Genomic DNA, 24,566 nt, shown 5'->3' with positions numbered 1-24,566 from the left:
AACAGGGTTCGAATGGGCGCCAGTGTAGCGAATTCAGCGCAGGCGGGCGCGTGACCAGTCGGCGATTTCCTCGGCCATCAACGGTTGCGCCGCCCAGGGCCCTGGATAAACGGGCAACCATTGGCCTTGAGCCACTGGGCTTGCTCAGCGGTTTCCACGCCCTCGGCCACCACCAGCACATCAAAATGCCCGCACAGCTCGATAATGCTGCGCGCCATCGCCGCATCCCGCGCCGAGCCCGGCAGGCGCGCAACCAATCGTGGGTCAAGCTTGAGGGTGTCGAACGCCAGATCGCGCAGATGGGCCAGGGAACACGAGCCCATCCCAAAGTCATCCAGGGCGATACGCACCCCGACCCGGCGCAGTAAATTGAGCTGTTTGGCCGCATCTTCCAGGTTGCTCATCAGGCAGTCTTCGCCGATTTCCACCTCCAGCTGCCGGGGCTGCAGCCCATGCCGCTCGAGCACTTGCGCCAACTGGTTGGCCAGGTTGGGCATATTGAACTGGCTGCTGCTCAGGCTCACGCTCAACACCAGCTCCGCATCGAAGGTGGTTTGCCATGCCTGACGCTGGGCGGCGACCTGCTGATAGATCCAGGCGCTCAATTGGCTGATCAGCCGCGCCTCTTCCAGCAGCGGCAAAAACAACCCTGGTGGCACGTCACCGACACTGGGATGCTGCCAGCGCAACAGCGCTTCGACCCCACGCAAGCGCCCGTCCGCAAGAGCCACCTGGGGCTGGTACACCAGCGTGAAGTCCTTGTTTTGAATCGCTGTGCGCACACTGTCTTCCAGCATCAGCCGCGAGCGGGCGCGGCCGTTCATTTCCTGATCGTAATAGCGATATTGCTGACGGCCCGCACGCTTGGCTTCGTACATGGCGATATCGGCGGCGCGCAGCAGGCCATTCAAGTCCGAACCACAGTCCGGAAAGGTCGCGATGCCGATGCTGACGCCGAGCATCACATCCAGCCCATCCACCTGTTGGCAGATCGACACGCGCTCGATCAGTTTTTCCGCGACCTTTGCCGCCTGCTCCGGGAATTCCAGCGCCAGCAACGCGGTAAACTCATCCCCCCCCATGCGGCCCAGGATATCGCCGGCCCCCAGGCAACCCTGCAATTGCTCCGAGACCCAGCGCAGCACGCGGTCGCCAGCATCATGCCCCAGCGAATCGTTGACCCGTTTGAAGCCATCCAGGTCCAGGTAAAGCAGCACCAGTGACGGCTCGCCGCGCTCGCTGCGCAGCAGGATGTGCTCGACCGCCTGATAGAAACCGCGTCGGTTCAACAGCCCGGTCAGCGGGTCGGTAACCGCCTGGAACTCCAGCTGCTGATGCAGGTGCCGCACCTCGGACATGTCCAGCACCGTGACCACCATAGCCTTCTGCTCGGCCGGCAACGGCGCGCACGACAAGGCCACCGGCACCTGCTGGCCACGGCCGGTGCGCAAGATGGCGTCATGCAGGCGCCAGGTCTCGCCTTTGCGAAACCCTTCGTACATCTGCGAGCCGGGCCAGGCGGGGACGTGGGGCTTTTGCAGGAAACCTAGAAACTCCTGGCCCTGCAACTCCTGGATCGTGGCATTAAGCAGGCGCGAGATCGCCGGGTTGGCGTATTCGATCACGCCGTCCTCACTCACCACCAAAATGCCCTCGGCGGCATTGTCCAGCACCGAGGCGTTAAAGGCCCGGGCGGATTCCAGGTCATGGCTCAGGCGCTGCAACGCCCGGCGATTGCGCTGATGCTCGAGCAAGGCCTGGACCTTGGGCTTGAGAATATGCGGGTCGAAGGGTTTAAACAGGTAATCGATGGCGCCGCTGGCGTAGCCTTCCAGCACTGCCGCCGGTGACTGGGCATTGGCACTCAGAAAAATGATCGGGGTCATGTGCGTGCGCTGGCTGCCGCGCATCAGGCGGGCCACTTCGAAGCCGTCCATACCGGGCATCATCACGTCGAGCAGTACCAGGTCGACCTCATGCAGCAGCAACAACTCCAGGGCTTCCAGGCCGGAGCCGGCCGTCACCACGTGCCAGTCTTCACGCTGCAAAAGCGCACGCATGCTGATCAAGTTTTCCGGGTAGTCATCAACCACCAGAAGAACCGAGCTGCCATCGCCGTGGTGTGGAGCGCATTCCATGCTACGTCTCTTCCTTAGGACTATTCCGGTCATTTCTGACAGAACATCCGGACAAACATTGAGGGCTCACTCTATCCCCGGTTCTGAAAAATCAGAAGTAACCTCACTGCCATCATTGCGCCAAAGTTCAGGAAGCCGACTAACGGTCAGTGCCTGTAGGCCCCGCCCCATGGGCAACATGGCTTTTTGGCACTATTTTGACGCCAAACATTTGCCAGGCATTAATTAACAAGTGCGTGACGACCGCCTATAAAGAACCTGTCTGGCCCAAGGGCCATAGCCTACACCCCTCTGTAAAAAGGCCTACGCCATGATCGACCTTTCCACCTGGAACCTGAGCATTCCCGTTGGCTCGCCCCCGCGACCATCGACACCCCGAAACTGCTTAGCGGCTTCAAGGACCAATATTTCCAGGCCGAAGGCAGCAACGTGCAATTCTGGACACCCGTGACCGGTACCCGCACCGAAAACGCCGTTTACCCACGCAGCGAACTGCGCGAGACCTACGCCGACGGCCGCCTGCGCAACTGGACCTACGCCGACGCCGACAACTTCCTGCGCGCCACCCTGGCCGTCAACCAGGTGCCCTCCAGTGGCAAGATCGTAATTGGGCAGATTCACGCGTATGACAGCCAGAAGCCACTGATCAAGCTGGAGTATCAATTCAAGGAAAAAACCCAGACCGGCAATATCGTTGCCAAAGTGCGCATGCGCCCCGATGAGGACGAAGGGCGGGTGATCACCGTCGCCTCCAATGTGCCGCTGGAGAAAACCTTCACCTATGTGATCAACCTCAACAAAGCCGGGCTGCTGAGTGTGTACGCCGCCGACGGCGAGTGGAACGAACGCATCGGCGCGGCATGGGGCGCCAAGCCGCTGTACTTCAAGGCCGGCGCGTATGTGCAGGACAACAGTGGCAACAGCAAGGAAGGCGCACGGGTGACGTTTGCCAAGCTGGATATTGATCACGACTGAGCATCGCCTCATATCGTGTAGGCATTGTCCTGACGAGCCCGGGGATCATTCCACGCCAACGATCCCTGTGGGAGCCGGGCTTGCCCGCGATGGCGGCGTATCAGTCGGCGGATAGTTTGGCTGATACACCGCCATCGCGGGCAAGCCCGGCTCCCACAGGGGTTCGGTGTCCTACAGGGCCGTTGCGGTGAGCCAATACCACGCTTATAGTTCGCCCCGTCGCCGGTATTGAACGGCGATAGGGTTTCGCAGCCCTAACGATACGTGTGTAACCAAGCATCATGAATACAACGATGAGCGCTTCGGCGCCCTTCGTCTGTTTTATGGTGGCTGTGTGTGGGAGATCTTCGGATCTGCCGGGTTCCTCGTATCCTCGGTCTGCGAACCCGCACACAGCTACCACCCATTCGTTTCGCAGCGAGCGGCGGTAGTCCTTTTAGATACGAGGAATATTTGCCATGACGCAACAGTCACCGCCCCGCCGCTTCTACCCTTGCGCCGAAAACGCTACCGACCACCCCGTCCTGTTGATCGACAGCGAAGCCCCACTGCCGGACCTGCACGCCTGCCTGCGCGAACGCCTCAACGCCGCCCTCGAACACCTCACCCTGATGGCCTGCTCCAGCCTGCCGGACTTTGCCGAGCGCGACCTTAACAACGTGGCCAATACCGCACGCATTCTTGTGCAGGACGTGAGTGATGTTTTCCGCGTGATCGAACATCGTGGTTTTGATACGCCCAACGCCGCCTGATCAAATCCCGCCCACAAAAAAGCCCGCATCGCTGCGGGCTTTCCATTAACGCCTGAGGCTTAGTTGACCTTGGCGTTCAATTCACCTTTCAGGTAACGCTGGTACATCGCTTCCAACGAGATCGGCTTGATCTTCGAACCATTACCGGCAGTACCGAATGCTTCATAACGCGCGATACAGACATCACGCATCGCAGTCACGGTAGCGCCGAAGAATTTACGCGGGTCGAATTCGCTCGGGTTGGTGGCCATCAGGCGACGCATCGCACCGGTGGACGCCAGGCGCAGGTCGGTGTCGATGTTGACCTTGCGCACGCCGTACTTGATGCCTTCAACGATTTCTTCAACCGGTACGCCGTAGGTTTCTTTGATGTCGCCGCCGTACTGGTTGATGATCGCCAGCCACTCTTGCGGTACCGAGGAAGAACCGTGCATCACCAGGTGGGTGTTAGGGATGCGCTTGTGGATTTCCTTGATGCGGTCGATGGCCAGCACGTCGCCGGTAGGCGGCTTGGTGAACTTGTAGGCGCCGTGGCTGGTGCCGATGGCGATGGCCAGGGCGTCAACCTGGGTCTTCTTCACGAAGTCCGCAGCTTCTTCCGGGTCGGTCAGCATCTGGCTGTGATCCAGCACGCCTTCGGCGCCGATGCCGTCTTCTTCACCGGCCATGCCGGTTTCCAGCGAACCCAGGCAGCCCAGCTCGCCTTCAACCGATACGCCACAGGCGTGCGCCATGGCCACGGTTTGTTGGGTAACGCGTACGTTGTACTCGTAGTCGGTCGGGGTCTTGCCGTCTTCGCCGAGGGAGCCGTCCATCATCACCGAGCTGAAGCCCAGCTGGATGGAACGCTGGCACACGTCCGGGCTGGTGCCGTGGTCCTGGTGCATGCACACCGGGATATGTGGGAATTCTTCGATTGCCGCGAGGATCAGGTGACGCAGGAACGGCGCACCGGCGTATTTGCGGGCACCGGCCGAAGCCTGGACGATCACTGGGGAGTCGGTCTTGTCAGCGGCTTCCATGATGGCGCGCATCTGCTCAAGGTTGTTGACGTTAAAGGCTGGGACGCCGTAGCCGAACTCGGCTGCGTGGTCCAGCATTTGACGCATGCTGATAAGTGCCATTGTGTTGTCTCTCCCGGTCGAGGGTCGTTAATCGTGCAAGCCTGCCGTAGCGGCGGCTGCTATTCAAGTTATTGCAGGTCAGGGTTCGTGCATCTGACGTGCTGAATCGTTATTGCAGTGTCCGATTAAAAATCTATGTCACTTTGAAACCGGATCTACGGTGGGAGCGGGCTTGCTCGCGAATGCGGTGTATCAGCTACCTGAAGCATGACTGGCCCACCGCATTCGCGAGCAAGCCCGCTCCCACATTGGATCTCATCAAATTTGAGACCCTACTGGGCTTTACAGCCCCGCCCGATCAAATCATCGGTGGCTACCCAGTAAACCAGGCCTTCCTCGCCTTTTGTGTGAAACGCCAGCTGGTCGTTGCTGTACAGCACACCGGAGGCGGCAACCTCCTGTTTAAGGCGATAAACCTGGTCCGAGCCACCGAGGCGTACATCCACTTCGGAACGGGCCTGATTGGCAAAACGCCAATTGACCTCAGCCTTGCTGTCGCAGGTCCAGGTGGTCCATTTATCGGCAGGCTCTGCCTTGTTGAACAGTTCATGCTGCTGCAACCGGCCAACAGGGCCAGGGCTGCCAGGGCGAAAACGCCTTTCATTGCCAATCCTCGAACGAGGGCCCCAAAGGCCCCCACTGCAGTCGGTTAGTTGATCAGACCCGTCAAGGGCAACCCTGTTCCTGACCGTTGGGCGCGGAGTCGTATTTCTCCAGCCGTTCATTGCCGATGCGCTTGTTGATCACCGGCATGGTCTCGGCTTGCCAATCGGCCTGGTAGCAGCTTTTATTCGGCGCCGGCCGAGGCTTCCCGGGTTCCGGCGTCGCGCTGGGCGTGCTGCCGCAGCCGGCCAACACGCCCGCTGCAATTACCAATGCCAACGACTTGATCATGGGAATACTCCTTTTCCGGATCACGAGCCTTAGCCTTTGGCTCGGGTTTCCAGCACTTCAACGGCCGGCAGGACTTTGCCTTCGACGAACTCAAGGAACGCGCCGCCACCGGTAGAAATGTAGGAGATCTGGTCAGCAACGCCATATTTATCGATGGCCGCCAAGGTGTCGCCGCCGCCGGCGATGGAAAATGCCGAGCTTTCGGCAATCGCCTTGGCCAGCACTTTGGTGCCATTGCCGAACTGGTCGAACTCAAACACGCCGACCGGGCCGTTCCACAGGATGGTTTGCGAGGCTTTCAGCAGTTCAGCGAAGTTGGCTGCAGTTTGCGGGCCAATATCCAGGATCATGTCGTCGGCAGCTACGTCAGCGATCAGCTTGACGGTGGCTTCCGCGCTTTCGGCGAATTCCTTGGCAACCACCACGTCCACCGGCAGCGGCACACTTACTTTTGCGGCGATGGCGCGGGCGGTGTCCAGCAGGTCCGGCTCGTACAGCGACTTGCCCACCGGGTGGCCGGCTGCGGCCAGGAAGGTGTTGGCAATGCCGCCACCGACGATCAACTGGTTGCAGATCTGGCTCAGGCTGTTGAGCACGTCCAGCTTGGTCGACACCTTGGAGCCGGCAACGATAGCGGCCATCGGTTGCGCCGGAGCACCCAGGGCCTTGCCCAGAGCGTCCAGTTCAGCGGCCAGCAACGGGCCGGCGGCGGCGACTTTGGCGAACTTGGCCACGCCGTGGGTCGACCCTTCGGCGCGGTGCGCGGTGCCGAAGGCGTCCATCACAAACACGTCGCACAGGGCTGCGTATTGCTGGGCCAGTTCGTCGCTGTTCTTTTTCTCGCCTTTGTTGAAGCGCACGTTTTCGAACAGCACGATGTCGCCGGCTTTCACGTCCACACCACCCAGGTAGTCAGCCACCAGCGGCACGTCGCGGCCCAGGGCTTTGCTCAGGTAGTCGGCTACAGGCTTGAGGCTGTTTTCAGCGGAGAACTCACCTTCGGTCGGGCGACCCAGGTGGGAGCAGACCATCACGGCCGCGCCTTTTTCCAGGGCCAGCTTGATGGTCGGCAGCGAGGCCAGGATTCGCGCATCGCTGGTGACAACACCGTCCTTGACTGGGACGTTGAGGTCTTCGCGAATCAGTACGCGCTTACCTTGCAGATCGAGGTCGGTCATCTTCAACACGGTCATGGGTCGCAGTTCCTGAATTGTCTGATTTAAAGGGCAGATTTAGCAGAGGCGGTGTGCAGATAATGTTCCGCAACATCCAGCATTCGGTTGGCAAACCCCCATTCGTTGTCGAACCAGGCCAGGATGTTCACCAGCCTCGGGCCGGAAACGCGGGTCTGGCTGGCATCGACAATCGCCGAATGCGGGTCATGGTTGAAATCACAACTGGCGTGCGGCAACTCGGTGTAGGCCAGCAAGCCTTTGAGCGGACCGCTGGTGGCGGCGTCGCGCAGGATCCGGTTGACCTCAGCCGCATCAGTGTCGCTGACGGTTTGCATAGTGATGTCCAGGCAGGACACGTTCACCGTCGGCACCCGTACGGCTTTGGCCTGAATTCGCCCGGCAAGTTCCGGTAACAATCTTTCGATGCCGCGGGCCAGGCCGGTGGACACTGGAATCACCGACTGAAACGCCGAGCGTGTACGACGCAGGTCTTCATGATGATAGGCGTCGATGACCGGCTGGTCGTTCATCGCCGAGTGGATCGTGGTGATCGACACATAATCCAGGCCGATCGCCTGATCCAGCAGGCGCAACAGCGGCACGCTGCAGTTGGTGGTACAGGAAGCGTTGGACACCAGCAGCTCGTCGCCGGTCAGGCAATCCTGGTTGATGCCATAGACGATGGTGGCGTCGACATCCGTCTCGCTGGCCATCGGCTGGGAAAACAGCACACGCGGTGCGCCGGCGTCGAGAAAACGCTGGCCATCGGCACGGGTGTGATAGGCACCGGAGCATTCCAACACCAGGTCGACGCCCAGCGCCGCCCAGTCGATGCCCTCGGGGGTGGCACTGCGCAGTACTTTTACGCAGTCGCCGTTGATATGCAGACAATCGCCTTCCACTCGCACTTCGCCGGGGAAGCGGCCGTGGGTGGAGTCAAAGCGTGTCAGGTATTCAATGCTGGCCATGTCGGCCAAATCGTTGATCGCGACAATCTCGAAACCGGCTGCCGCCCCTCGCTCAAACAGAGCACGCAAGACGCAACGACCAATACGGCCGTAGCCGTTGAGTGCAACTTTGTAGGGACGCGGTTGAGGCATGGGGTTCTCGATTACCTTGGGTAAAGGGGTGAATGTGCCGCCGCCTTCGCGAGCAAGCCCGCTCCCACCTTTGAAATGCATTCCAAAGGTGGGAGCGGGCTTGCTCGCGAAGGCGTCAGTACAGCCACCTCAATCTACAGCCTTAGTCTTCCAGCAGCTCTTCAGCCTGACCCAGGATATTTTCCAGGGTGAAACCGAACTCTTCGAACAACGCTGGCGCCGGCGCCGACTCACCGTAGGTGGTCATGCCGATCACGCGGCCTTCCAGGCCCACGTACTTGTACCAGTAGTCGGCGTGCGCCGCTTCGATGGCGATACGTGCGCTGACCTGCAACGGCAGCACCGATTGCTTGTAGCCGGCGTCCTGGGCTTCGAACACGCTGGTGCACGGCATGGACACAACGCGCACGTTACGGCCTTGCTCGGTCAGCTTGTCGTACGCCTGAACGGTCAGGCCCACTTCGGAACCGGTGGAGATCAGGATCAGTTCCGGCTCGCCGATGCAGTCTTTCAACACGTAACCGCCACGGCTGATGTCGGCGATCTGCGCATCGGTACGCACTTGGTGCTGCAGGTTCTGACGCGAGAAGATCAGCGCCGAAGGGCCGTCCTTGCGCTCGATCGCGTGCTTCCAGGCCACGGCGGATTCCACCGCGTCGGCTGGGCGCCAGCAATCCAGGTTCGGCGTGGTACGCAGGCTGGTCAGTTGCTCGACCGGCTGGTGCGTCGGGCCGTCTTCACCCAGGCCGATGGAGTCGTGGGTGTACACATGGATCACGCGCTTCTTCATCAGCGCGGCCATACGTACGGCGTTACGGGCGTATTCCATGAACATCAGGAAGGTCGCGCCGTAAGGCACCAGGCCGCCGTGCAGGGACACGCCGTTCATGATGGCGCTCATGCCGAACTCGCGCACGCCGTAGTACATGTAGTTGCCGCTGGCATCTTCAGCCGACACACCTTTGCAGCCTTTCCACAGGGTCAGGTTGGAACCGGCCAGGTCAGCCGAACCGCCGAGGATCTCAGGCAGCAGCGGGCCGAACGCGTTCAGGGTGTTCTGGCTGGCTTTACGGCTGGCGATGGTCTCGCCTTTGGCCGCGACTTCGGCGATGTAGGCCGAGGCTTTTTCCGAGAAGTCAGCAGGCAGGTCACCGGCCAGGCGGCGTACCAGTTCGTTGGCCAATTCCGGGAATTCGGCGGAGTAGGCAGCAAAACGCTGGTCCCACTCGGCTTCGGTCGCCAGGCCTTTTTCCTTGGCGCTCCACTCGGCGTAGATGTCAGCCGGGATTTCGAACGGGCCGTGGTTCCACTTCAGCGCTGCGCGGGTCAGGGCGATTTCCGCGTCACCCAGCGGGGCGCCGTGGCAGTCTTCTTTACCTTGCTTGTTCGGCGAGCCGAAACCGATGGTGGTCTTGCAGCAGATCAGGGTCGGTTGCTCGCTCTTGCGGGCGGTGTCGATAGCGGTCTTGATCTCTTCCGGATCGTGGCCATCAACGTTGCGGATCACCTGCCAGTTGTAGGCTTCGAAACGCTTCGGCGTGTCGTCGGTGAACCAGCCTTCGACTTCGCCGTCGATGGAAATGCCGTTGTCATCGTAGAAAGCAATCAGCTTGCCCAGGCCCAAAGTGCCGGCCAAGGAAGCGACTTCGTGGGAAATGCCTTCCATCATGCAGCCATCACCCAGGAACACGTAGGTGTGGTGGTCGACGATGTTGTGACCAGGGCGGTTGAACTGCGCGCCCAGCACTTTTTCAGCCAGGGCGAAGCCCACGGCGTTGGCCAGGCCCTGACCCAGGGGACCGGTGGTGGTCTCGACGCCTGGGGTGTAGCCGAACTCCGGGTGGCCCGGGGTGCGGCTGTGCAGCTGGCGGAAGCTTTTGAGGTCATCGATGGTGACGTCGTAGCCGGTCAGGTGCAGCAGCGAATAGATCAGCATCGAGCCGTGGCCGTTGGACAGCACGAAGCGGTCGCGGTCGGCGAACGACGGGTTGCTCGGGTTGTGTTTCAGGTAGTCACGCCAAAGTACCTCGGCGATATCCGCCATGCCCATCGGGGCACCGGGATGGCCGCTGTTGGCTTTTTGCACGGCATCCATGCTGAGGGCACGAATGGCGTTGGCACGCTCACGACGGCTGGGCATCGCTGTTCTCCTGAGGATTCTGAAATAGAGAGTGAATAAAAGAAACGGAAAAAAGGACCGGCATTTTCCCTCAGCCACCGCCTGCGGGCAATGACAGATAGTCACTTGCAGGTGTTTTTCCTGCCGTTTGCCCGGCAATCGCTTGCAGAAAACGCCTACCGGTTCGTCTAAAGGTTATAGCGGCTGCTTATAACCACCGATTATCGACCAATATCAAAACTTTTTGATATTGGCCTTGCAGGGATTTCGCCCCGTCTCTAGACTGCTGGCCTTATGAACTTACCCGTGCCCTCCCTGCGTCCCGACGACGGCGATGAGCTGGCTGCCTTGTGCAAGGCCGCTGGTGATCCGTTGCGCCTGAACGTATTGCGCGCACTGGCCAACGACTCCTTCGGCGTGCTGGAGCTGGCGCAGATCTTCGCCATCGGCCAGTCGGGCATGAGCCACCATCTCAAGGTGCTGGCCCAGGCCGACCTGGTGGCCACCCGCCGTGAAGGCAATGCGATTTTTTACCGCCGCGCCCTGCCCCACACCGAGTTGCTCGGCGGCAAGCTGCACGCCGCCCTGCTCGACGAAGTGGACAACCTGGGCCTGCCCGGCGACGTGCAGTCGCGCATCGGCCAGGTCCACGGGCAGCGCGCCGCCGCGAGCCAGGACTTTTTCGCACGGGTGGCCGAGAAGTTTCGCGCCCAGCAGGACCTGATCGCCGGCTTGCCTCAATACCGCGACAGCGTACTGGCGCTGCTGGACAAGCTGAGCTTCAGTAATGAGGCGACGGCGCTGGAGGTCGGCCCGGGGGACGGCGGTTTTCTGCCGGACCTGGCGCGGCGTTTCAAGCAGGTCACGGCGCTGGACAACAGCCCGGCGATGCTCGAACTGGCCCGCCAGCTGTGCGAACGCGAAGCGCTGGGCAATGTGCGCCTGCAGTTGGCGGACGCGCTTAATCACAACAACCTGCAGGCCGACTGCGTGGTGCTGAATATGGTGCTGCACCATTTTGCCGCCCCCGCTGACGCCCTCAAGCAGATGGCGAATTTGCTGCAACCCGGCGGTAGCCTGCTGGTCACAGATTTATGCAGCCACAACCAGAGTTGGGCCAAGGAGGCCTGCGGTGATCTCTGGTTGGGTTTTGAACAGGACGATCTGGCCCGTTGGGCCACCGCTGCGGGGCTCGTCCCCGGGGAAAGCCTCTATGTAGGTTTACGTAATGGTTTCCAGATCCAGGTCCGCCATTTTCAGCGACCGACTGGCGACACTCACCATCGGTAAATATCAGGAAAACATCGAGATGAGCGAATACTCCCTTTTCACCTCCGAGTCCGTGTCTGAAGGGCATCCGGACAAAATCGCCGACCAGATTTCTGACGCGGTGCTGGACGCCATCATTGCTGAAGACAAGTTCGCCCGTGTGGCGTGCGAGACTCTGGTGAAAACGGGCGTGGCGATCATCGCCGGTGAAGTGACCACCACCGCCTGGGTCGATCTGGAGCAGATCGTCCGTGACGTGATCACTGACATTGGCTACAACAGCTCCGACGTCGGTTTCGACGGCGCCACCTGTGGCGTGATGAACATCATCGGCAAGCAATCGCCCGACATCAACCAGGGTGTTGACCGCGCCAAGCCTGAAGATCAGGGCGCCGGCGACCAGGGCCTGATGTTCGGCTACGCCAGCAACGAAACCGACGTGCTGATGCCGGCACCGATCACCTTCTCGCACCAGTTGGTGCAGCGCCAGGCGCAAGCGCGCAAAGACGGCCTGCTGCCTTGGCTGCGCCCGGACGCCAAGTCCCAGGTGACCTGCCGTTATGAAGGCGGCAAAGTTGTGGGCATCGACGCTGTCGTACTGTCGACCCAGCACAACCCGGACGTTTCCTACGCCGATTTGCGCGAAGGCGTGATGGAGCTGATCGTCAAGCACGTACTGCCTGCCGAACTGCTGAGCAAAGACACCCAGTTCCACATCAACCCCACCGGCCAGTTCATCATCGGTGGCCCGGTGGGCGACTGCGGCCTGACCGGCCGTAAGATCATCGTCGACAGCTACGGCGGCATGGCCCGTCACGGCGGGGGTGCGTTCTCCGGTAAAGACCCGTCCAAGGTGGACCGTTCGGCCGCCTACGCCGGTCGTTACGTGGCCAAGAACATCGTCGCGGCCGGCCTGGCCGAGCGTTGCGAGATTCAGGTTTCCTACGCAATTGGCGTGGCCCAGCCTACGTCGATCTCGCTGAACACCTTCGGCACCGGCAAGATCAGCGACGACAAGATCGTCAAACTGGTGCGCGAAATCTTCGACCTGCGCCCGTACGCGATCACCACCATGCTCGACCTGCTGCACCCGATGTACCAGGAAACCGCAGCCTACGGCCACTTCGGCCGTACCCCTGCGCAGAAGACTGTCGGCGACGATACCTTCACCACCTTTACCTGGGAAAAGACCGACCGCGCCAACGACCTGCGCACCGCCGCCGGCCTGTAAGCACGCGTTGCACCCAAAGCCCCGCCGGGTTCGCCCGGCGGGGCTTTTTTATTGCCCAAGGGACGACCTTCACACTTTTTGGATCCAAAGCTTGCAGGCCAAATAATGGCCCACTAGAATCCGCGCCCTCTCGGGCCCTCTACCTTACTTGGATATTGCCCTGCGCCAGCCCGGGATAGACACGCGCGCAGACAATCGTACATTGAGGTTTTTCATGCGCATCTCCACGCTCGCCCCTGCCGCCCTTCTGCTCAGCCTGTTCGCCGTGCCGGCCCAGTCCGCCGACCTGAGCGCACTGAGTGGCGCCCTGAGTTCCCAGCTGGGTGGCGGCAATTCCGGCGACTGCCAGAAGCAATCGGCAGACCTGCAAACCAAGATCGATGTAGCCGAAGCCCAGAAGGACGCCCTGAAAGTGAAGGCTTTCAAAGCGGCGCAGGAGCAGATCAACAAAGGCTGTAACAAACTTGCTGAAACCCAGGCCAAAGTCGACGCCAAGCAGCAAACCCAGGAGGCCAAGGCCGATAAGAATGATGCCGTGAAAGCCTTGGGCGGCCTGTTCAAGTAATTCGAAACACCCCGTAAAGAGCCCCGCACCGTCGGGGCTTTTTTGTGGGCAAGGGAATCCCTTAGGCTGGGCTCCCTTTTCGAGCAAGGATGCTCATGATGCGCTTCCTGATTGCCCTCCTGTTCAGTGCCCTGCCCCTTTGGGCGTGGGCCGAAAGTTGCCCCGATGCGGCCCGTACACAGGTCGACGCCCTGGCCGGGCAGATCCGCCAATGGGATGACAGCTACCATCGGCTCGGCCAGTCCCCCGTCAGCGATGAACTCTACGACCAGGCCCGCCAGCGCCTTGCGCACTGGCGTAAATGTGTCGCCCAACCCGCTACGGCGCCCGAAAACCCGCTGGCCGGTGCGCGTGGCACGCTGCTACATCCCGTGGCCCACACCGGCCTGGAGAAACTCGCGGATGAGCCAGCAGTCAGTGCCTGGCTGGGCAGCCGTCAGGATGTCTGGGTTCAACCCAAGGTCGACGGCGTGGCGGTGACCCTGGAATATCGCGGGGGCCGGTTGAGCCAAGTGATCAGCCGTGGCGATGGCGTGCTGGGCCAGGACTGGTCAGCCTCCGCGCGCAAGCTCCCCGGCATTGTCCAACAGCTGCCGGAGCCTATCGACCTGGTGCTGCAGGGCGAACTCTATTGGCGCCTCGACGGCCATGTGCAATCAGCACGCGGCGGGCTCAATGCCCGCAGCAAAGTGGCCGGGCTGATGAACCGCAAACAGTTGAACGACACCGAAGCGGCGGGCATCGGCCTGTTCGTCTGGGCCTGGCCCGAAGGCCCTGCGTCATATACCGAGCGGCTGGCCAGCCTCGCACGCTGGGGCTTCACCGACAGCCAGCGCTACAGCCAACCCATCCAGGACATTACCCGGGCCGTACACTGGCGCACCTATTGGTACAACCACCCGCTGCCCTTCGCCAGTGACGGCGTGGTGCTGCACCAGGCCCAGCGCACCCCCGCCAAACGCTGGCAGGCCAGCACACCCTATTGGGCCGCAGCCTGGAAGTACCCGCCGGCCAAAGCCCTGGCGCTGGTGCGCGACGTGCACTTCAAAATCGGCCGCAGCGGGCGCATCACGCCCGTGCTGGAACTGGAGCCGGTGCGGCTGGACGACCGGCAAATCAGCCGCGTCAGCGTCGGCTCCTTGCAGCGCTGGCAAACGCTGGATATCCGCCCTGGCGACCAGGTGTCCATCAGCCTTGCGGGCCAGGTGATCCCCCACCTGGATCAGGTGATCCTGCGCGCCGGCACCCGGGCCGACCTGCAAGTTCCCGACCCGCTGGACTTTCACGCCTTGAGTTGCTGGCAACTGGATCCCGGCTGCGAAGAACAACTGCTGGCGCGCCTCACCTGGCTGAGCGGCAATCAGGGCCTGGCCTTGCCCCATATCGGGCGCGAGACCTGGAACATATTGATCCAGGCCGGTCTAATCGCAGGCTTTCTCGATTGGTTGACCCTGGATGCGGCAGAGCTTGCTAACATTGATGGCTTCGGCGAACGCAGCCGTGCACGGGTACTCGACAGCCTTCGCAGCGCACGGCAACGGCCCTTTGCCCAATGGCTCAAGGCCCTGGGCATACCGCCTGCGGCGCGCAACGACCTGGAAGGCGGCTGGCAGACGCTGGCAGCCAAAGACACCCAAGCCTGGCTGGCCATTGACGGCATCGGCCCGGGCCGTGCGGCGCGACTGAGCGCTTTTTTTCGCGACCCGCAAATACAGGCGTTGGCTGAAACATTACACGTGGCCGGCGTAGACGGGTTTTGAACCCGGCTCCACCCCCTTTGAACTGCGGCAGAATTCACCCTGCCATCCGATTGCGACTTTGGAGTTCCCTATGAAATTTCTAGCCCCCTTTGCCCTGCTCACCGTCGCAAGCTTTATGGCCACGCCGTTGCTGGCGGCCGAAGAAACCCCGCCACTCACCGGCTGCGCCGCCAAGCGCCAGGCCATCAGCACTCAAATTGAACAGGCCAAGGCCCATGGCAACAGTGCACAACAGGCCGGCCTGGAAAAAGCCCTCAGCGAAGTCACCGCCAACTGCACCGACGCCTCGCTGCGCAAGGAGCGGGAAAACAAGGTGCTCGACGCCAAGCACGAAGTTAGCCGCCGTCAGGCCGACCTCGACAAGGCCATGAAAAAAGGCGACGCGGACAAGATCAACAAGCGCAAGGACAAGCTCGCCGAGTCGCGCAAGGACCTGCAGCAAGCCGTTGAAGAACTCGACCAGTAACCCCGTCAGTGGTCCCGGAACTGCTTATGGCAGGCGCTGCACGCATCTTCGACTTTCTGCACCGCCAGCCCCAGGTTGCTCGCCTGGTAAGGCTGGACTTTGCTGGCGATCACCAATTCACCGGTGGCCGCCTCAAGGTTGCGGGCCAATTCCTGGAAACGTGCCTGTTGTTGCCAGACATCGTCCTTGGCGCTGGTGTGGTCCTCTTCGCGCACGCTCGGAAAATGCTGCCACGGTTTATGGGACAACGTATCCAGTTTTACCGCGCCTTCAGCGAACTTCGCGCCGTCGAACGGGATGCGCCCACGCAGCATGCCGCCCAGGTCTTCGCCGGTCTTGAGCATCTGCTTGAAAATGGCCTTGCGCTGGCCCAGCGGGGAATTCGGATCGACACCGCCGCAGGCGGACACGGCCAGGCAGGCCAGCAATACAACCGTCAGTTTTTTAAAAGTCATGATGGCTCAGGGTCACGGAAAACGGCGGCCAGTATCCTCGCCCGGCCCGTAAAGACCAATAGCCCTATTAATAATAAGGGTTGCCCAAAAGCGCTACGTCACGGGCAATCGCTTCAGGAATTGTTTGTATGAATGTCACCTTGAAACCCTGGAGCCGCCTGGCGTGGGCTCTGCCGATGATCGCGCTGCTGGCCGGTTGCGATGGAGGCAAAGACGCCGGTAAAGATGAACCTGCCAAACCCCACGCCGTTGCCACCTATGTGAACGCACCGTGGGAAGCGCTGCCAACAGTTTCCGACAGCGACCTGCTGGCCGGTTTTGAATCCTGGCGCAGCGCCTGCCAACGCCTCAAGGCCGACCCGGTATGGGGCGCCACCTGCGCGGCGGCGGCCACGGTGCCGGGTGATGCCGTGGCCGTGCGCGGTTTCCTCAAGGAGCGCCTGGATGTGTTCGGCCTGCGCTCTGCCGACAACACCGCCAACGGCCTGATCACCGGCTACTACGAGCCGGTCTACCCCGGTAGCCTGACCGAAACCGCCACCGCCCATGTGCCGGTGTACGGCGTGCCGGATGACCTGATCATCGTCAACCTGGAAAGCATCTACCCCGAACTCAAAGGCAAGCGCCTGCGCGGTCGTCTGGAAGGGCGCGTGCTCAAGCCGTACGACGACGCCAGCACCATCAACGGCCAGGGCTCCACCGCCAAGCCGATCGCCTGGCTGACCAACCCGATGGACCTGCAGTTCCTGCAGATTCAGGGCTCGGGCCGGATTCAGCTCAAAGGCGGGCGCCAGCTGCGTGTCGGCTATGGCGACCAGAACGGCTACCCCTACCGCCCTATCGGCCGCTGGCTGGTGGAGCAAGGCGAGTTGAAGAAAGAGGACGTGACCATGGGCGCCATCAGCGCTTGGGCCAAGGCCAACCCGCAACGTATCCCACAGTTGCTGGCCAGCAACCCCAGCTACGTATTCTTCAGTGCCCGCCCCGACAGCAATGAAGGCCCGCGTGGCTCACTGAATGTGCCATTGACTGCCGGTTATAGCGTGGCAGTGGACCGCAAGGTGATTCCGCTGGGTAGCCTGCTGTGGCTCTCGACCACCAAACCGGATGGTTCGCCGATTGCCCGGCCGGTCGCGGCGCAAGACACCGGCGGGGCAATTACCGGCGAAGTGCGCGCGGATCTGTTCTGGGGCACCGGTGATGCCGCCGGGGAGCTGGCGGGCAATATGAAGCAACAGGGGCAGATCTGGATGCTGTGGCCTAAAGGCGCAGCGTTGCCGCACGTGCCGGATGCGCCTGCCGGCACTTGAAGCGCAGCTTCGTTGTGCCAAGCGGGCTTTTTGTGGCGAGCGGGCTTGCCCGCGTTGGGTGGCGAAGCCGCCCCCGGCTCAGTCAACGCGGTGTCACAGTAGAAACCGCAGTGTAGGGTTTGGGGCTGCTGCGCAGCCCAACGCGGGCAAGCCCGCTCGCCACATTAACCCCCCTAAAACAAAAATTCCGTGTCAGGCCTCAGATCGAGACAAAGAAGAAACTCGCAATCAACGCCATGCCCACCGCCCAGACCAGCGAGCGCAGCATCGCCCAATCCGCCAGGTAGCAAATGATGTACAGCAGGCGGCTGGTGATAAACAACACGGCCAGCACATTGATGGTCACCAACTCGGCCGTGCCGGCCAGGTGCGCGATAATCACCGCCGCCGCAAATGCAGGGGTTACTTCAAAGCCGTTGAGCTGCGCACTGTGGGCTCGCTTGGCGAACCCGTCGAGAGTATCCAGGAATGCACGCGGGTCATGGTTGTGCCGAGGCCCGAATCTGCCGCCACTGAATTTGGCCACCCCCGTGCACAGGTAAGGCAGAAAAATTGCGATCAACACACACCAGAAAGCCACCGTCATCACTGATTCCTTTTTTAGTTTGAGGCACAAATTAGAGTTCTAGCACTAAACCCATCAAGCCGCACTTAACGGCTATGAGCGCGCCGCGCACCGAAAGGTTCTATCGCGTCGTGCAACATCGGGTCGCCAGTGCGGTCCATCACCCCATTAACCACCTTCCCTTCTTCCAAGGACCCCGGATGCTTGAGCTTGTCGCCGCCTTCATTTGCCTTACCACCCTGCTCACCTATGTGAACTTCCGTTTTATCGGCCTGCCGCCCACCATCGGTGTGATGGTCACAGCCTTGCTGTTTTCGCTGATCCTGCAAGGCTTGAGCTTTCTCGGCTACCCAGGCCTGGAGGAACGTATCCAGCAACTGATCGGCCAGATCGACTTCGGCGATTTGCTGATGAACTGGATGCTCTCGTTCCTGCTGTTCGCCGGCGCATTGCACGTCAACCTCAATGACCTGCGCAGCTATCGCTGGCCCATCGGCCTGCTGGCGACCTTTGGCGTATTGATCGCCACCGTGGTGATCGGCAGCCTGGCGTACTACATCTTTGCCCTGTTTGGCTGGCACGTCAGTTTCCTTTACTGCCTGCTGTTCGGCGCGCTGATCTCGCCCACCGACCCGATTGCGGTATTGGGCGTACTGCGCACCGCCAACGCCTCCAAGCCACTGAAAACCACGATCGTCGGCGAATCGTTGTTCAATGACGGCACGGCGGTGGTGGTGTTTACCGTGCTGCTGGGCATCGCGCAGTTGGGCGAAACACCCACCGTGGGCGCCACGGCCATGCTGTTTGCCCACGAGGCGATTGGCGGCGTGGTGTTTGGTGGCCTGATCGGCTACCTGGTGTACCTGATGATCAAGAGCATCGAGCAGTACCAGATCGAAGTGATGCTGACCCTCGCGCTGGTCATCGGCGGCTCGGCAATGGCCACCGAACTGCACGTCTCCGCGCCGATTGCGATGGTGGTGGCCGGGCTGATCATCGGCAACCTTGGGCGCAAGCTGGCGATGAACGACATGACCCGACGCTACCTGGACGGCTTCTGGGAATTGCTCGACGACATGCTCAACGCGCTGCTGTTCGCACTGATCGGCATGGAGCTGCTGCTGTTGCCGTTCAATTGGCTGCATGTGTTCGCTGCCAGTTTGCTGGCGGTGGCGATCCTGCTGTCACGCTTGCTGACGGTGGCCCCGGCGATCCTGTTGCTGCGCCGCTGGCGCACGGTGCCACGCGGTACCATCCGCATCCTGACCTGGGGTGGTCTGCGCGGCGGCGTTTCGGTGGCATTGGCACTGGCCTTGCCGTTGGGCCCGGAGCGTGATTTGTTGCTGAGCATCACCTACATCGTGGTGCTGTCGTCGATCCTGTTACAGGGTTTGACCATCGGCAAACTGGTCAAACGCGTGACCCGGGACGAGCCCCAGGCCACGCCTGAACATCACTGATCCTTGTTGATCTGCTGCGGATGCCTCGGGTCCGCAGCTTGCTTGCCCGGCAAGCTGCTTTCGCTGCGAATCTGCGCATGGCTGATCAGCGCAAAGATAAAGCTGCCACCGATGATGTTGCCGGCCAGGGTCGGGCCGGCGAACACCAGCCAGAAGTCCCTCCACGGCAACTCACCGGCAAACACCAGATAAGACACTTCCGCCGAACCGACGACGATGTGGGTGAAATCCCCCAGCGCCATCAGGTAGGTGATCAGGATGATGATGAACATTTTCGCGCTTTCCATGGAGGGGATCATCCACACCATGGTGGCAATCATCCAACCGGAAATAATGCCCTTGGCAAACATCTGGCCGGGGTCGTTTTCCATGACCTTGCGGCCGATTTCGAGAAAGGCCATGTCGGTCTTGGTATCGAAGATCGGCAGGTGCAGCATCACGTAAGCCACGAGCAACGTGCCGCACAGGTTACCCACCAGCACCACCGACCACAGACGCAGCAGACGCCCGGCATTGCCCAGGGTCGGCTTGCTCATTACCGGCAGCACGGCAGTCAGGGTGTTTTCGGTGAACAGTTGCTGACGCGCAAGGATCACCGCCAGAAAACCCGCGCAGTAGCCGAAGCTGGCGATGACCTTGAACCCCTCGCCGTCCGGCAGGCGTGAATTAAGCAGGCCCATGCCCATCAGCGACAGGCCCATGGTCAGGCCGGCGGCCAGCGCCGACCACCACAAGGCCGCCACATTGCGCTCCAGTTCCTGGTCGCCCTGGGTGCGGATGATTTCATGCAATACCGCCGCACGGGGCGGCTGGTTTTTGTCGACGTCGTGCTGTTCTTCCTGCGACAGGTTGGGGGTCTTGCCGTCTGTTTGAGTCGCCATGATGTACCAGAGTCCGAGGGGTGCCTGTAGCTACGACACGCCGCGGCAGTGGCTGTTCAGTGGCCACGCAACTAAACCGGGATGCGCCAGGCCTTTGCCGCCTCCACAGTGGTGGAGCTGAACGGGCCATCCCAGGGTTTATTGCGCGCCTTGTAATACTTGACGATGCCGTCGAGCACGTTGTTGAACGCCTGCGGCGTCTCGGCATCGGCCACATCACGCACGGCACGTCGCAGCAACTCGACGTTGGCCGCCGGTTGGCCCGGCCGGTAGAGCGACGGGTAAATGACTTCCCGCGTGAAATTTTCGGCTTTTACCGCAATATCACGCCTTTTCATTTGCGCAACCGCGAGGGTCACGACCTTCGACATTGTCAGGTTCTTGCCAGATGGCTGCTCGCTCATCACTTGCAGGAGCTGCTGAAAATTAGCGCTGCCGGTTGCATTAAGACACCGTCCCAGCCACTCGACATGCTCGGGGCGGCGCGCCAGCCCATCCAGATTCCGCAATGCCGCCGCCACCTTCGGTGTCACCGTCAGTTTGTCACTGGCCTGATTGGCTTCAGTAATGGCCGCCTCCAACGTTTGCAAGGCTTGCTGTGCACTCTTGCGAAACATCAGCACATCGTTGGCGGCGGGGTCCTTCTTCAGATCATGCTCCACGCTCGCCAGCATTTTTTCGTCCATGGCTAACACGGCTTCGTCCAATGACCGAAACTGATAGCGCTCACGTAAGTCGGCGCGCTTTTCCAAGTGCGCGCTGACTGCCGTACGCGCCGACGCCTGCAGATGCTTTTTCTGATCGTCGGTCATGGTGAAATTAACCGTACCGCCCAGCAGGCCGCGAAAATCGCCCTTTGCAGACTTCAGCGGTAACACGACGGTCTGATCCGCTTGCGCCTTGAGCTTGTCGTCCTGGTACCCACCGGCAGCCGCATGCGCAACGCCGATGAGCTTATCGACCACGCTGCTCTTAACACTGCCACCCTTTGCAGGCCCCGGGTTTTCTGACTCGAACGTGATAACCAATGACTCGGTCTTGCTCAGGGGGCTTGCTGGAAAAGGCGGGTCAATCACTGCAGAGGACGGTGTATTGACCAGCAGCCCGCCGTCCTGAAATGCCGTGTGCTCAGCGTGCTCCTGAAAGGCATGACCCTCCTCCTTCGGGTTTTTGAACAACCCTGGCAATGAGCCGGATACATGCGCCGCCCGGGCAATGTCCATGTCCGGGGTGGTGCTGGCATTGAACACCACCAGCTGCGGTCGGCCATTGAACATACCGGTACCGGTGATGTTGAGCTGCTTGACCGCTGGAATGTGACGGCTCAACACCTCAAGGTCACGAAAAGTCGGCCCTTTCCCTTCGCTGAGCCGGTCTGCGATCTTCATAACGTCGGCTGGCCGGTTTTCCCGACGGGTTTCGGCGATCTGGGCCAGTAGCGACTTGCGCGCCTCATTGCCGATCAAGTCTTCAAGCGGTTGCGCTTCGGTTTGCAGGCGCGGCACCAAGGTGAACAGTAATTGCGCAATGTTGCCGGCCGCCCCCGGCAAGCGCCCCCGCCAGTTTGCCGATTTCAGCACTGGCATTCTGCAACTTTGCAATCATGGGATTTTGGCTGTTGAGCAATTCAGGCAACTTGAGGCTGTTCGACAGCTTTTCAAAGGCCTTGGCCCCCGTGCCACTGGCGAGCAGCGCGGCGGAGATCGCACCGGCGGAGGAGCCGGAAATCACCTTGATACCTGGCAGCGTGCTGGCGTCTTCGAGTGCCTGCACCATCCCCGGAAACGCGATGCCCTTGGCCCCGCCTCCGCTGAGTACCAGATGGGTCGGCGGGGGCGGTGACAGCACCACCTCCACTTGCCCGTCGCCTTGACGGTAGAGGCTCAGCTTGCGCTCACCCACGCCTTTGACCAGAGGCGTCTTGAGGTCCTGGTCGATTTTCTGAGGCAATGGAGGCTGAATCTGTACAACCGGACTGGATACTTTCATACATGGGCTCTCTCTACAGGGTGTAGTCCTGAGTGACGAGAGAGCCCGAATAAAATCCGTCCGGAAGGATCCGGTAAAGAATTAAACCGGCGTCGGGTTATTCGCTGATGCCATCTTCCTGAAACTGGTCCTTCACGTATTTGATCTCGGTACGCCCGTGCGGCGCAGGCAGGCCGTCTTCACCGAGGTTGACGAATACCATTTTTTCCACAGTAAGGATGCTTTTACGGGTGATTTTGTTGCGCACTTCACAGGTCAGGGTGATGGAGGTGCGGCCGAACTCGGTGGCGGTGATACCCAGTTCGATGATGTCGCCCTGGCGCGAGGCGCTGACGAAGTTGATTTCGGAGATGTACTTGGTCACCACCCGCTGGTTGCCCAGTTGGACAATCGCGTAGATGGCCGCTTCTTCGTCGATCCAGCGCAGCAAGCTGCCACCGAACAGGGTGCCGTTGGGGTTGAGGTCTTCAGGTTTTACCCATTTTCGGGTGTGGAAGTTCATGGTCACTCCAAAGCGTCTTGCGAAATGATGGGCAACATCATGGCAGAGCGCAGGCCCAAGCTCTATGCGCCATTGCCTATCAAGCCCATGCGCAATCTTCATGCGGCCGACAGAAAGGCTTGGGAAGTGCGGCGCACACGGCTATAATCGCCCCCGCTTCAAAACGGTCATCTTCGATTGGTACCGTTCTCCCGCCACCTGTCCGAGGGGCGCTGCAGCAGGTTCAACCTGTCAGGCTCGGATGGGGCGTTGTCTGGCCTGGTTAGTCTGGCCGGATACTAAACGCACAACGGCGCCCATTCGCACACTACGAATGGAGGCTCTTCATGAGCGCTGTAATTACGCCTGCAGATTTCAACGACTACAAAGTCGCCGACATGTCCCTCGCCGCCTGGGGCCGTCGCGAAACCTTTATCGCCGAATCCGAAATGCCAGCCTTGATGGGCTTGCGTCGCAAGTACGCCGCTGAGCAGCCGCTCAAAGGCGCGAAGATCCTCGGCTGCATCCACATGACCATCCAGACTGCCGTACTGATCGAAACCCTGGTTGCCCTGGGCGCCGAAGTACGTTGGTCGTCCTGCAATATTTTCTCGACTCAAGACCAGGCCGCTGCTGCTATCGCCGCCGCCGGTATCGCTGTTTACGCCTGGAAAGGCGAGACCGAAGAAGAGTACGAGTGGTGCCTGGAGCAAACCATCCTGAAAGATGGCGCGCCTTGGGATGCCAACATGATCCTCGACGACGGCGGTGACCTGACCGAGCTGCTGCACAAGAAATACCCGGCCATCCTCGACCGCGTCCACGGCGTGACCGAAGAAACCACCACCGGCGTGCACCGCCTGCTGGACATGCTGGCCAAGGGCGAGCTGAAAATCCCGGCCATCAACGTCAACGATTCGGTGACCAAGAGCAAGAACGACAACAAGTACGGCTGCCGTCACAGCCTGAACGATGCCATCAAGCGCGGCACCGACCACCTGCTGTCGGGCAAGCAAGCCCTGGTGATCGGCTACGGTGACGTGGGCAAGGGTTCGTCGCAGTCCCTGCGTCAGGAAGGCATGATCGTTAAAGTCTCCGAAGTTGACCCGATCTGCGCCATGCAAGCCTGCATGGATGGCTTTGAAGTGGTTTCGCCGTTCATCGACGGCCAGAACGACGGCACCGAAGCGAGCATCGACAAGGCCCTGCTGGGCAAGATCGACCTGATCGTGACCACCACCGGTAACGTGAATGTTTGCGATGCAAACATGCTCAAGGCCCTGAAGAAGCGCGCCGTGGTATGCAACATCGGCCACTTCGACAACGAAATCGACACCGCTTTCATGCGCAAGAACTGGGCATGGGAAGAAGTGAAGCCACAGGTGCACAAGGTTCACCGTACCGGCGCCGGTGCTTTCGACGCGCAGAACGACGACTACCTGATCCTGCTGGCTGAAGGTCGTCTGGTTAACCTGGGCAACGCCACTGGCCACCCAAGCCGCATTATGGACGGCTCGTTCGCCAACCAGGTGCTGGCGCAGATCTTCCTGTTCGGCCAGAAATACGCCGACCTGTCGCCTGCCCAGAAAGCCGAGCGCCTGACCGTGGAAGTACTGCCGAAGAAACTCGACGAAGAAGTGGCCCTGGAAATGGTCCGCGGCTTCGGCGGCGTGGTGACTCAACTGACCAAGACCCAGGCCGACTACATCGGCGTCACGGTTGAAGGTCCGTTCAAGCCGCACGCTTACCGCTACTGATCGACCAGTTGCCCGCTCTCATTGTAGAGCGGGCTTGTGTGGAGAGGGCTTGCTCGCGAAAGCGGTGTGTCAGTCACCGTAATTGATGACTGATTCACCG

General features: G+C 60.9%; 17 protein-coding genes, 5 pseudogenes and 1 riboswitch. Of the genes and pseudogenes, 10 read left to right on the top strand and 12 right to left on the bottom strand.

Features of this window, described 5'->3' with window-relative positions; translation table 11 throughout:
- Positions 1-33: 33 nt before the first annotated feature.
- Positions 34-2,138: pseudogene (locus LRS56_28625) on the bottom strand (EAL domain-containing protein).
- Between the two features lie 310 nt (positions 2,139-2,448).
- Here LRS56_28625 and LRS56_28620 point away from each other — a divergent pair.
- Both LRS56_28620 and LRS56_28615 read left to right on the top strand, forming a co-directional pair.
- Positions 2,449-3,113: pseudogene (locus tag LRS56_28620) on the top strand (polysaccharide lyase family 7 protein).
- A gap of 458 nt (positions 3,114-3,571) precedes the next feature.
- On the top strand, positions 3,572-3,865 hold the full coding sequence (locus LRS56_28615; protein WDU62633.1) for a fructose-bisphosphate aldolase: 294 nt from the start codon (positions 3,572-3,574) through the stop codon (positions 3,863-3,865).
- A gap of 59 nt (positions 3,866-3,924) precedes the next feature.
- On the opposite strand, the gene fba is transcribed toward LRS56_28615, so the two are convergent.
- From fba to tkt, 6 genes and pseudogenes are all read right to left on the bottom strand, one after another.
- Positions 3,925-4,989 (bottom strand): fructose-bisphosphate aldolase class II, encoded by a 1,065-nt coding sequence (fba, locus tag LRS56_28610; protein WDU62632.1) that lies wholly within the window; start codon positions 4,987-4,989, stop codon positions 3,925-3,927.
- Positions 4,990-5,261: 272 nt separating this feature from the next.
- Positions 5,262-5,593 (bottom strand): annotated as a pseudogene (locus LRS56_28605) (MliC family protein).
- A gap of 62 nt (positions 5,594-5,655) precedes the next feature.
- The gene (locus tag LRS56_28600) at positions 5,656-5,883 is read right to left on the bottom strand and encodes a hypothetical protein (protein ID WDU62631.1); all 228 of its coding nucleotides are present in this window, start codon (positions 5,881-5,883) and stop codon (positions 5,656-5,658) included.
- Positions 5,884-5,912: 29 nt separating this feature from the next.
- Positions 5,913-7,076: a phosphoglycerate kinase gene (locus tag LRS56_28595; protein ID WDU62630.1), complete on the bottom strand. Its 1,164-nt coding sequence runs from the start codon at positions 7,074-7,076 to the stop codon at positions 5,913-5,915.
- A gap of 26 nt (positions 7,077-7,102) precedes the next feature.
- Positions 7,103-8,158: an erythrose-4-phosphate dehydrogenase gene (epd, locus tag LRS56_28590; GenBank protein ID WDU62629.1), complete on the bottom strand. Its 1,056-nt coding sequence runs from the start codon at positions 8,156-8,158 to the stop codon at positions 7,103-7,105.
- Positions 8,159-8,300: 142 nt separating this feature from the next.
- On the bottom strand, positions 8,301-10,298 hold the full coding sequence (gene tkt, locus LRS56_28585; GenBank protein ID WDU62628.1) for a transketolase: 1,998 nt from the start codon (positions 10,296-10,298) through the stop codon (positions 8,301-8,303).
- 273 nt (positions 10,299-10,571) lie between these two features.
- Here tkt and LRS56_28580 point away from each other — a divergent pair, with 273 nt between their 5' ends.
- From LRS56_28580 to LRS56_28560, 5 genes are all read left to right on the top strand, one after another.
- Positions 10,572-11,567 carry a metalloregulator ArsR/SmtB family transcription factor gene (locus tag LRS56_28580; protein WDU62627.1) on the top strand — a complete coding sequence of 332 codons (996 nt, stop codon included), beginning with the start codon at positions 10,572-10,574 and terminating at the stop codon, positions 11,565-11,567.
- Between the two features lie 19 nt (positions 11,568-11,586).
- Positions 11,587-12,777: a methionine adenosyltransferase gene (metK, locus tag LRS56_28575; protein ID WDU62626.1), complete on the top strand. Its 1,191-nt coding sequence runs from the start codon at positions 11,587-11,589 to the stop codon at positions 12,775-12,777.
- 214 nt (positions 12,778-12,991) lie between these two features.
- Positions 12,992-13,342 carry a hypothetical protein gene (locus LRS56_28570; GenBank protein WDU62625.1) on the top strand — a complete coding sequence of 117 codons (351 nt, stop codon included), beginning with the start codon at positions 12,992-12,994 and terminating at the stop codon, positions 13,340-13,342.
- Between the two features lie 95 nt (positions 13,343-13,437).
- The gene (gene ligB, locus LRS56_28565) at positions 13,438-15,102 is read left to right on the top strand and encodes an NAD-dependent DNA ligase LigB (protein ID WDU62624.1); all 1,665 of its coding nucleotides are present in this window, start codon (positions 13,438-13,440) and stop codon (positions 15,100-15,102) included.
- Positions 15,103-15,172: 70 nt separating this feature from the next.
- On the top strand, positions 15,173-15,568 hold the full coding sequence (locus tag LRS56_28560; protein WDU62623.1) for a DUF1090 domain-containing protein: 396 nt from the start codon (positions 15,173-15,175) through the stop codon (positions 15,566-15,568).
- 5 nt (positions 15,569-15,573) lie between these two features.
- Here LRS56_28560 and LRS56_28555 read toward each other — a convergent pair whose 3' ends face one another.
- Complete coding sequence (locus LRS56_28555) at positions 15,574-16,023, bottom strand: cytochrome c (GenBank protein ID WDU62622.1); 450 nt, start codon at positions 16,021-16,023, stop codon at positions 15,574-15,576.
- 128 nt (positions 16,024-16,151) lie between these two features.
- Between LRS56_28555 and LRS56_28550 the strand changes: the two genes are divergently transcribed.
- A complete protein-coding gene (locus LRS56_28550; GenBank protein ID WDU62621.1) occupies positions 16,152-17,333 on the top strand; it encodes a murein transglycosylase A in 1,182 nt (393 codons plus the stop codon).
- A 199-nt stretch (positions 17,334-17,532) separates the two neighbouring features.
- On the opposite strand, the gene LRS56_28545 is transcribed toward LRS56_28550, so the two are convergent.
- Positions 17,533-17,919: an MAPEG family protein gene (locus tag LRS56_28545; protein ID WDU62620.1), complete on the bottom strand. Its 387-nt coding sequence runs from the start codon at positions 17,917-17,919 to the stop codon at positions 17,533-17,535.
- Positions 17,920-18,098: 179 nt separating this feature from the next.
- On the opposite strand from LRS56_28545, the gene LRS56_28540 reads away from it, so the two are divergent.
- Positions 18,099-19,358: a sodium:proton antiporter gene (locus LRS56_28540; GenBank protein ID WDU62619.1), complete on the top strand. Its 1,260-nt coding sequence runs from the start codon at positions 18,099-18,101 to the stop codon at positions 19,356-19,358.
- On the opposite strand, the gene LRS56_28535 is transcribed toward LRS56_28540, so the two are convergent.
- From LRS56_28535 to LRS56_28525, 3 genes and pseudogenes are all read right to left on the bottom strand, one after another.
- A complete protein-coding gene (locus LRS56_28535) occupies positions 19,352-20,239 on the bottom strand; it encodes a formate/nitrite transporter family protein (GenBank protein WDU62618.1) in 888 nt (295 codons plus the stop codon). The genes LRS56_28540 and LRS56_28535 overlap by 7 nt on opposite strands.
- A gap of 71 nt (positions 20,240-20,310) precedes the next feature.
- A pseudogene (locus LRS56_28530) lies at positions 20,311-22,228 on the bottom strand (patatin-like phospholipase family protein).
- Positions 22,229-22,325: 97 nt separating this feature from the next.
- Positions 22,326-22,739, bottom strand: a pseudogene (locus LRS56_28525) (acyl-CoA thioesterase).
- 189 nt (positions 22,740-22,928) lie between these two features.
- A riboswitch (S-adenosyl-L-homocysteine riboswitch) is annotated at positions 22,929-23,035 on the top strand.
- A gap of 21 nt (positions 23,036-23,056) precedes the next feature.
- Here LRS56_28525 and ahcY point away from each other — a divergent pair.
- The gene (gene ahcY / locus LRS56_28520) at positions 23,057-24,466 is read left to right on the top strand and encodes an adenosylhomocysteinase (GenBank protein WDU62617.1); all 1,410 of its coding nucleotides are present in this window, start codon (positions 23,057-23,059) and stop codon (positions 24,464-24,466) included.
- Positions 24,467-24,566: the final 100 nt, after the last annotated feature.

It is taken from the genome of Pseudomonas poae, assembly GCA_028869255.1.
Taxonomy (GTDB): domain Bacteria; phylum Pseudomonadota; class Gammaproteobacteria; order Pseudomonadales; family Pseudomonadaceae; genus Aquipseudomonas; species Aquipseudomonas poae_C.
Note: the sequence above shows the minus strand (reverse complement) of the source record. Positions and strands in the feature narration are given on the sequence as shown.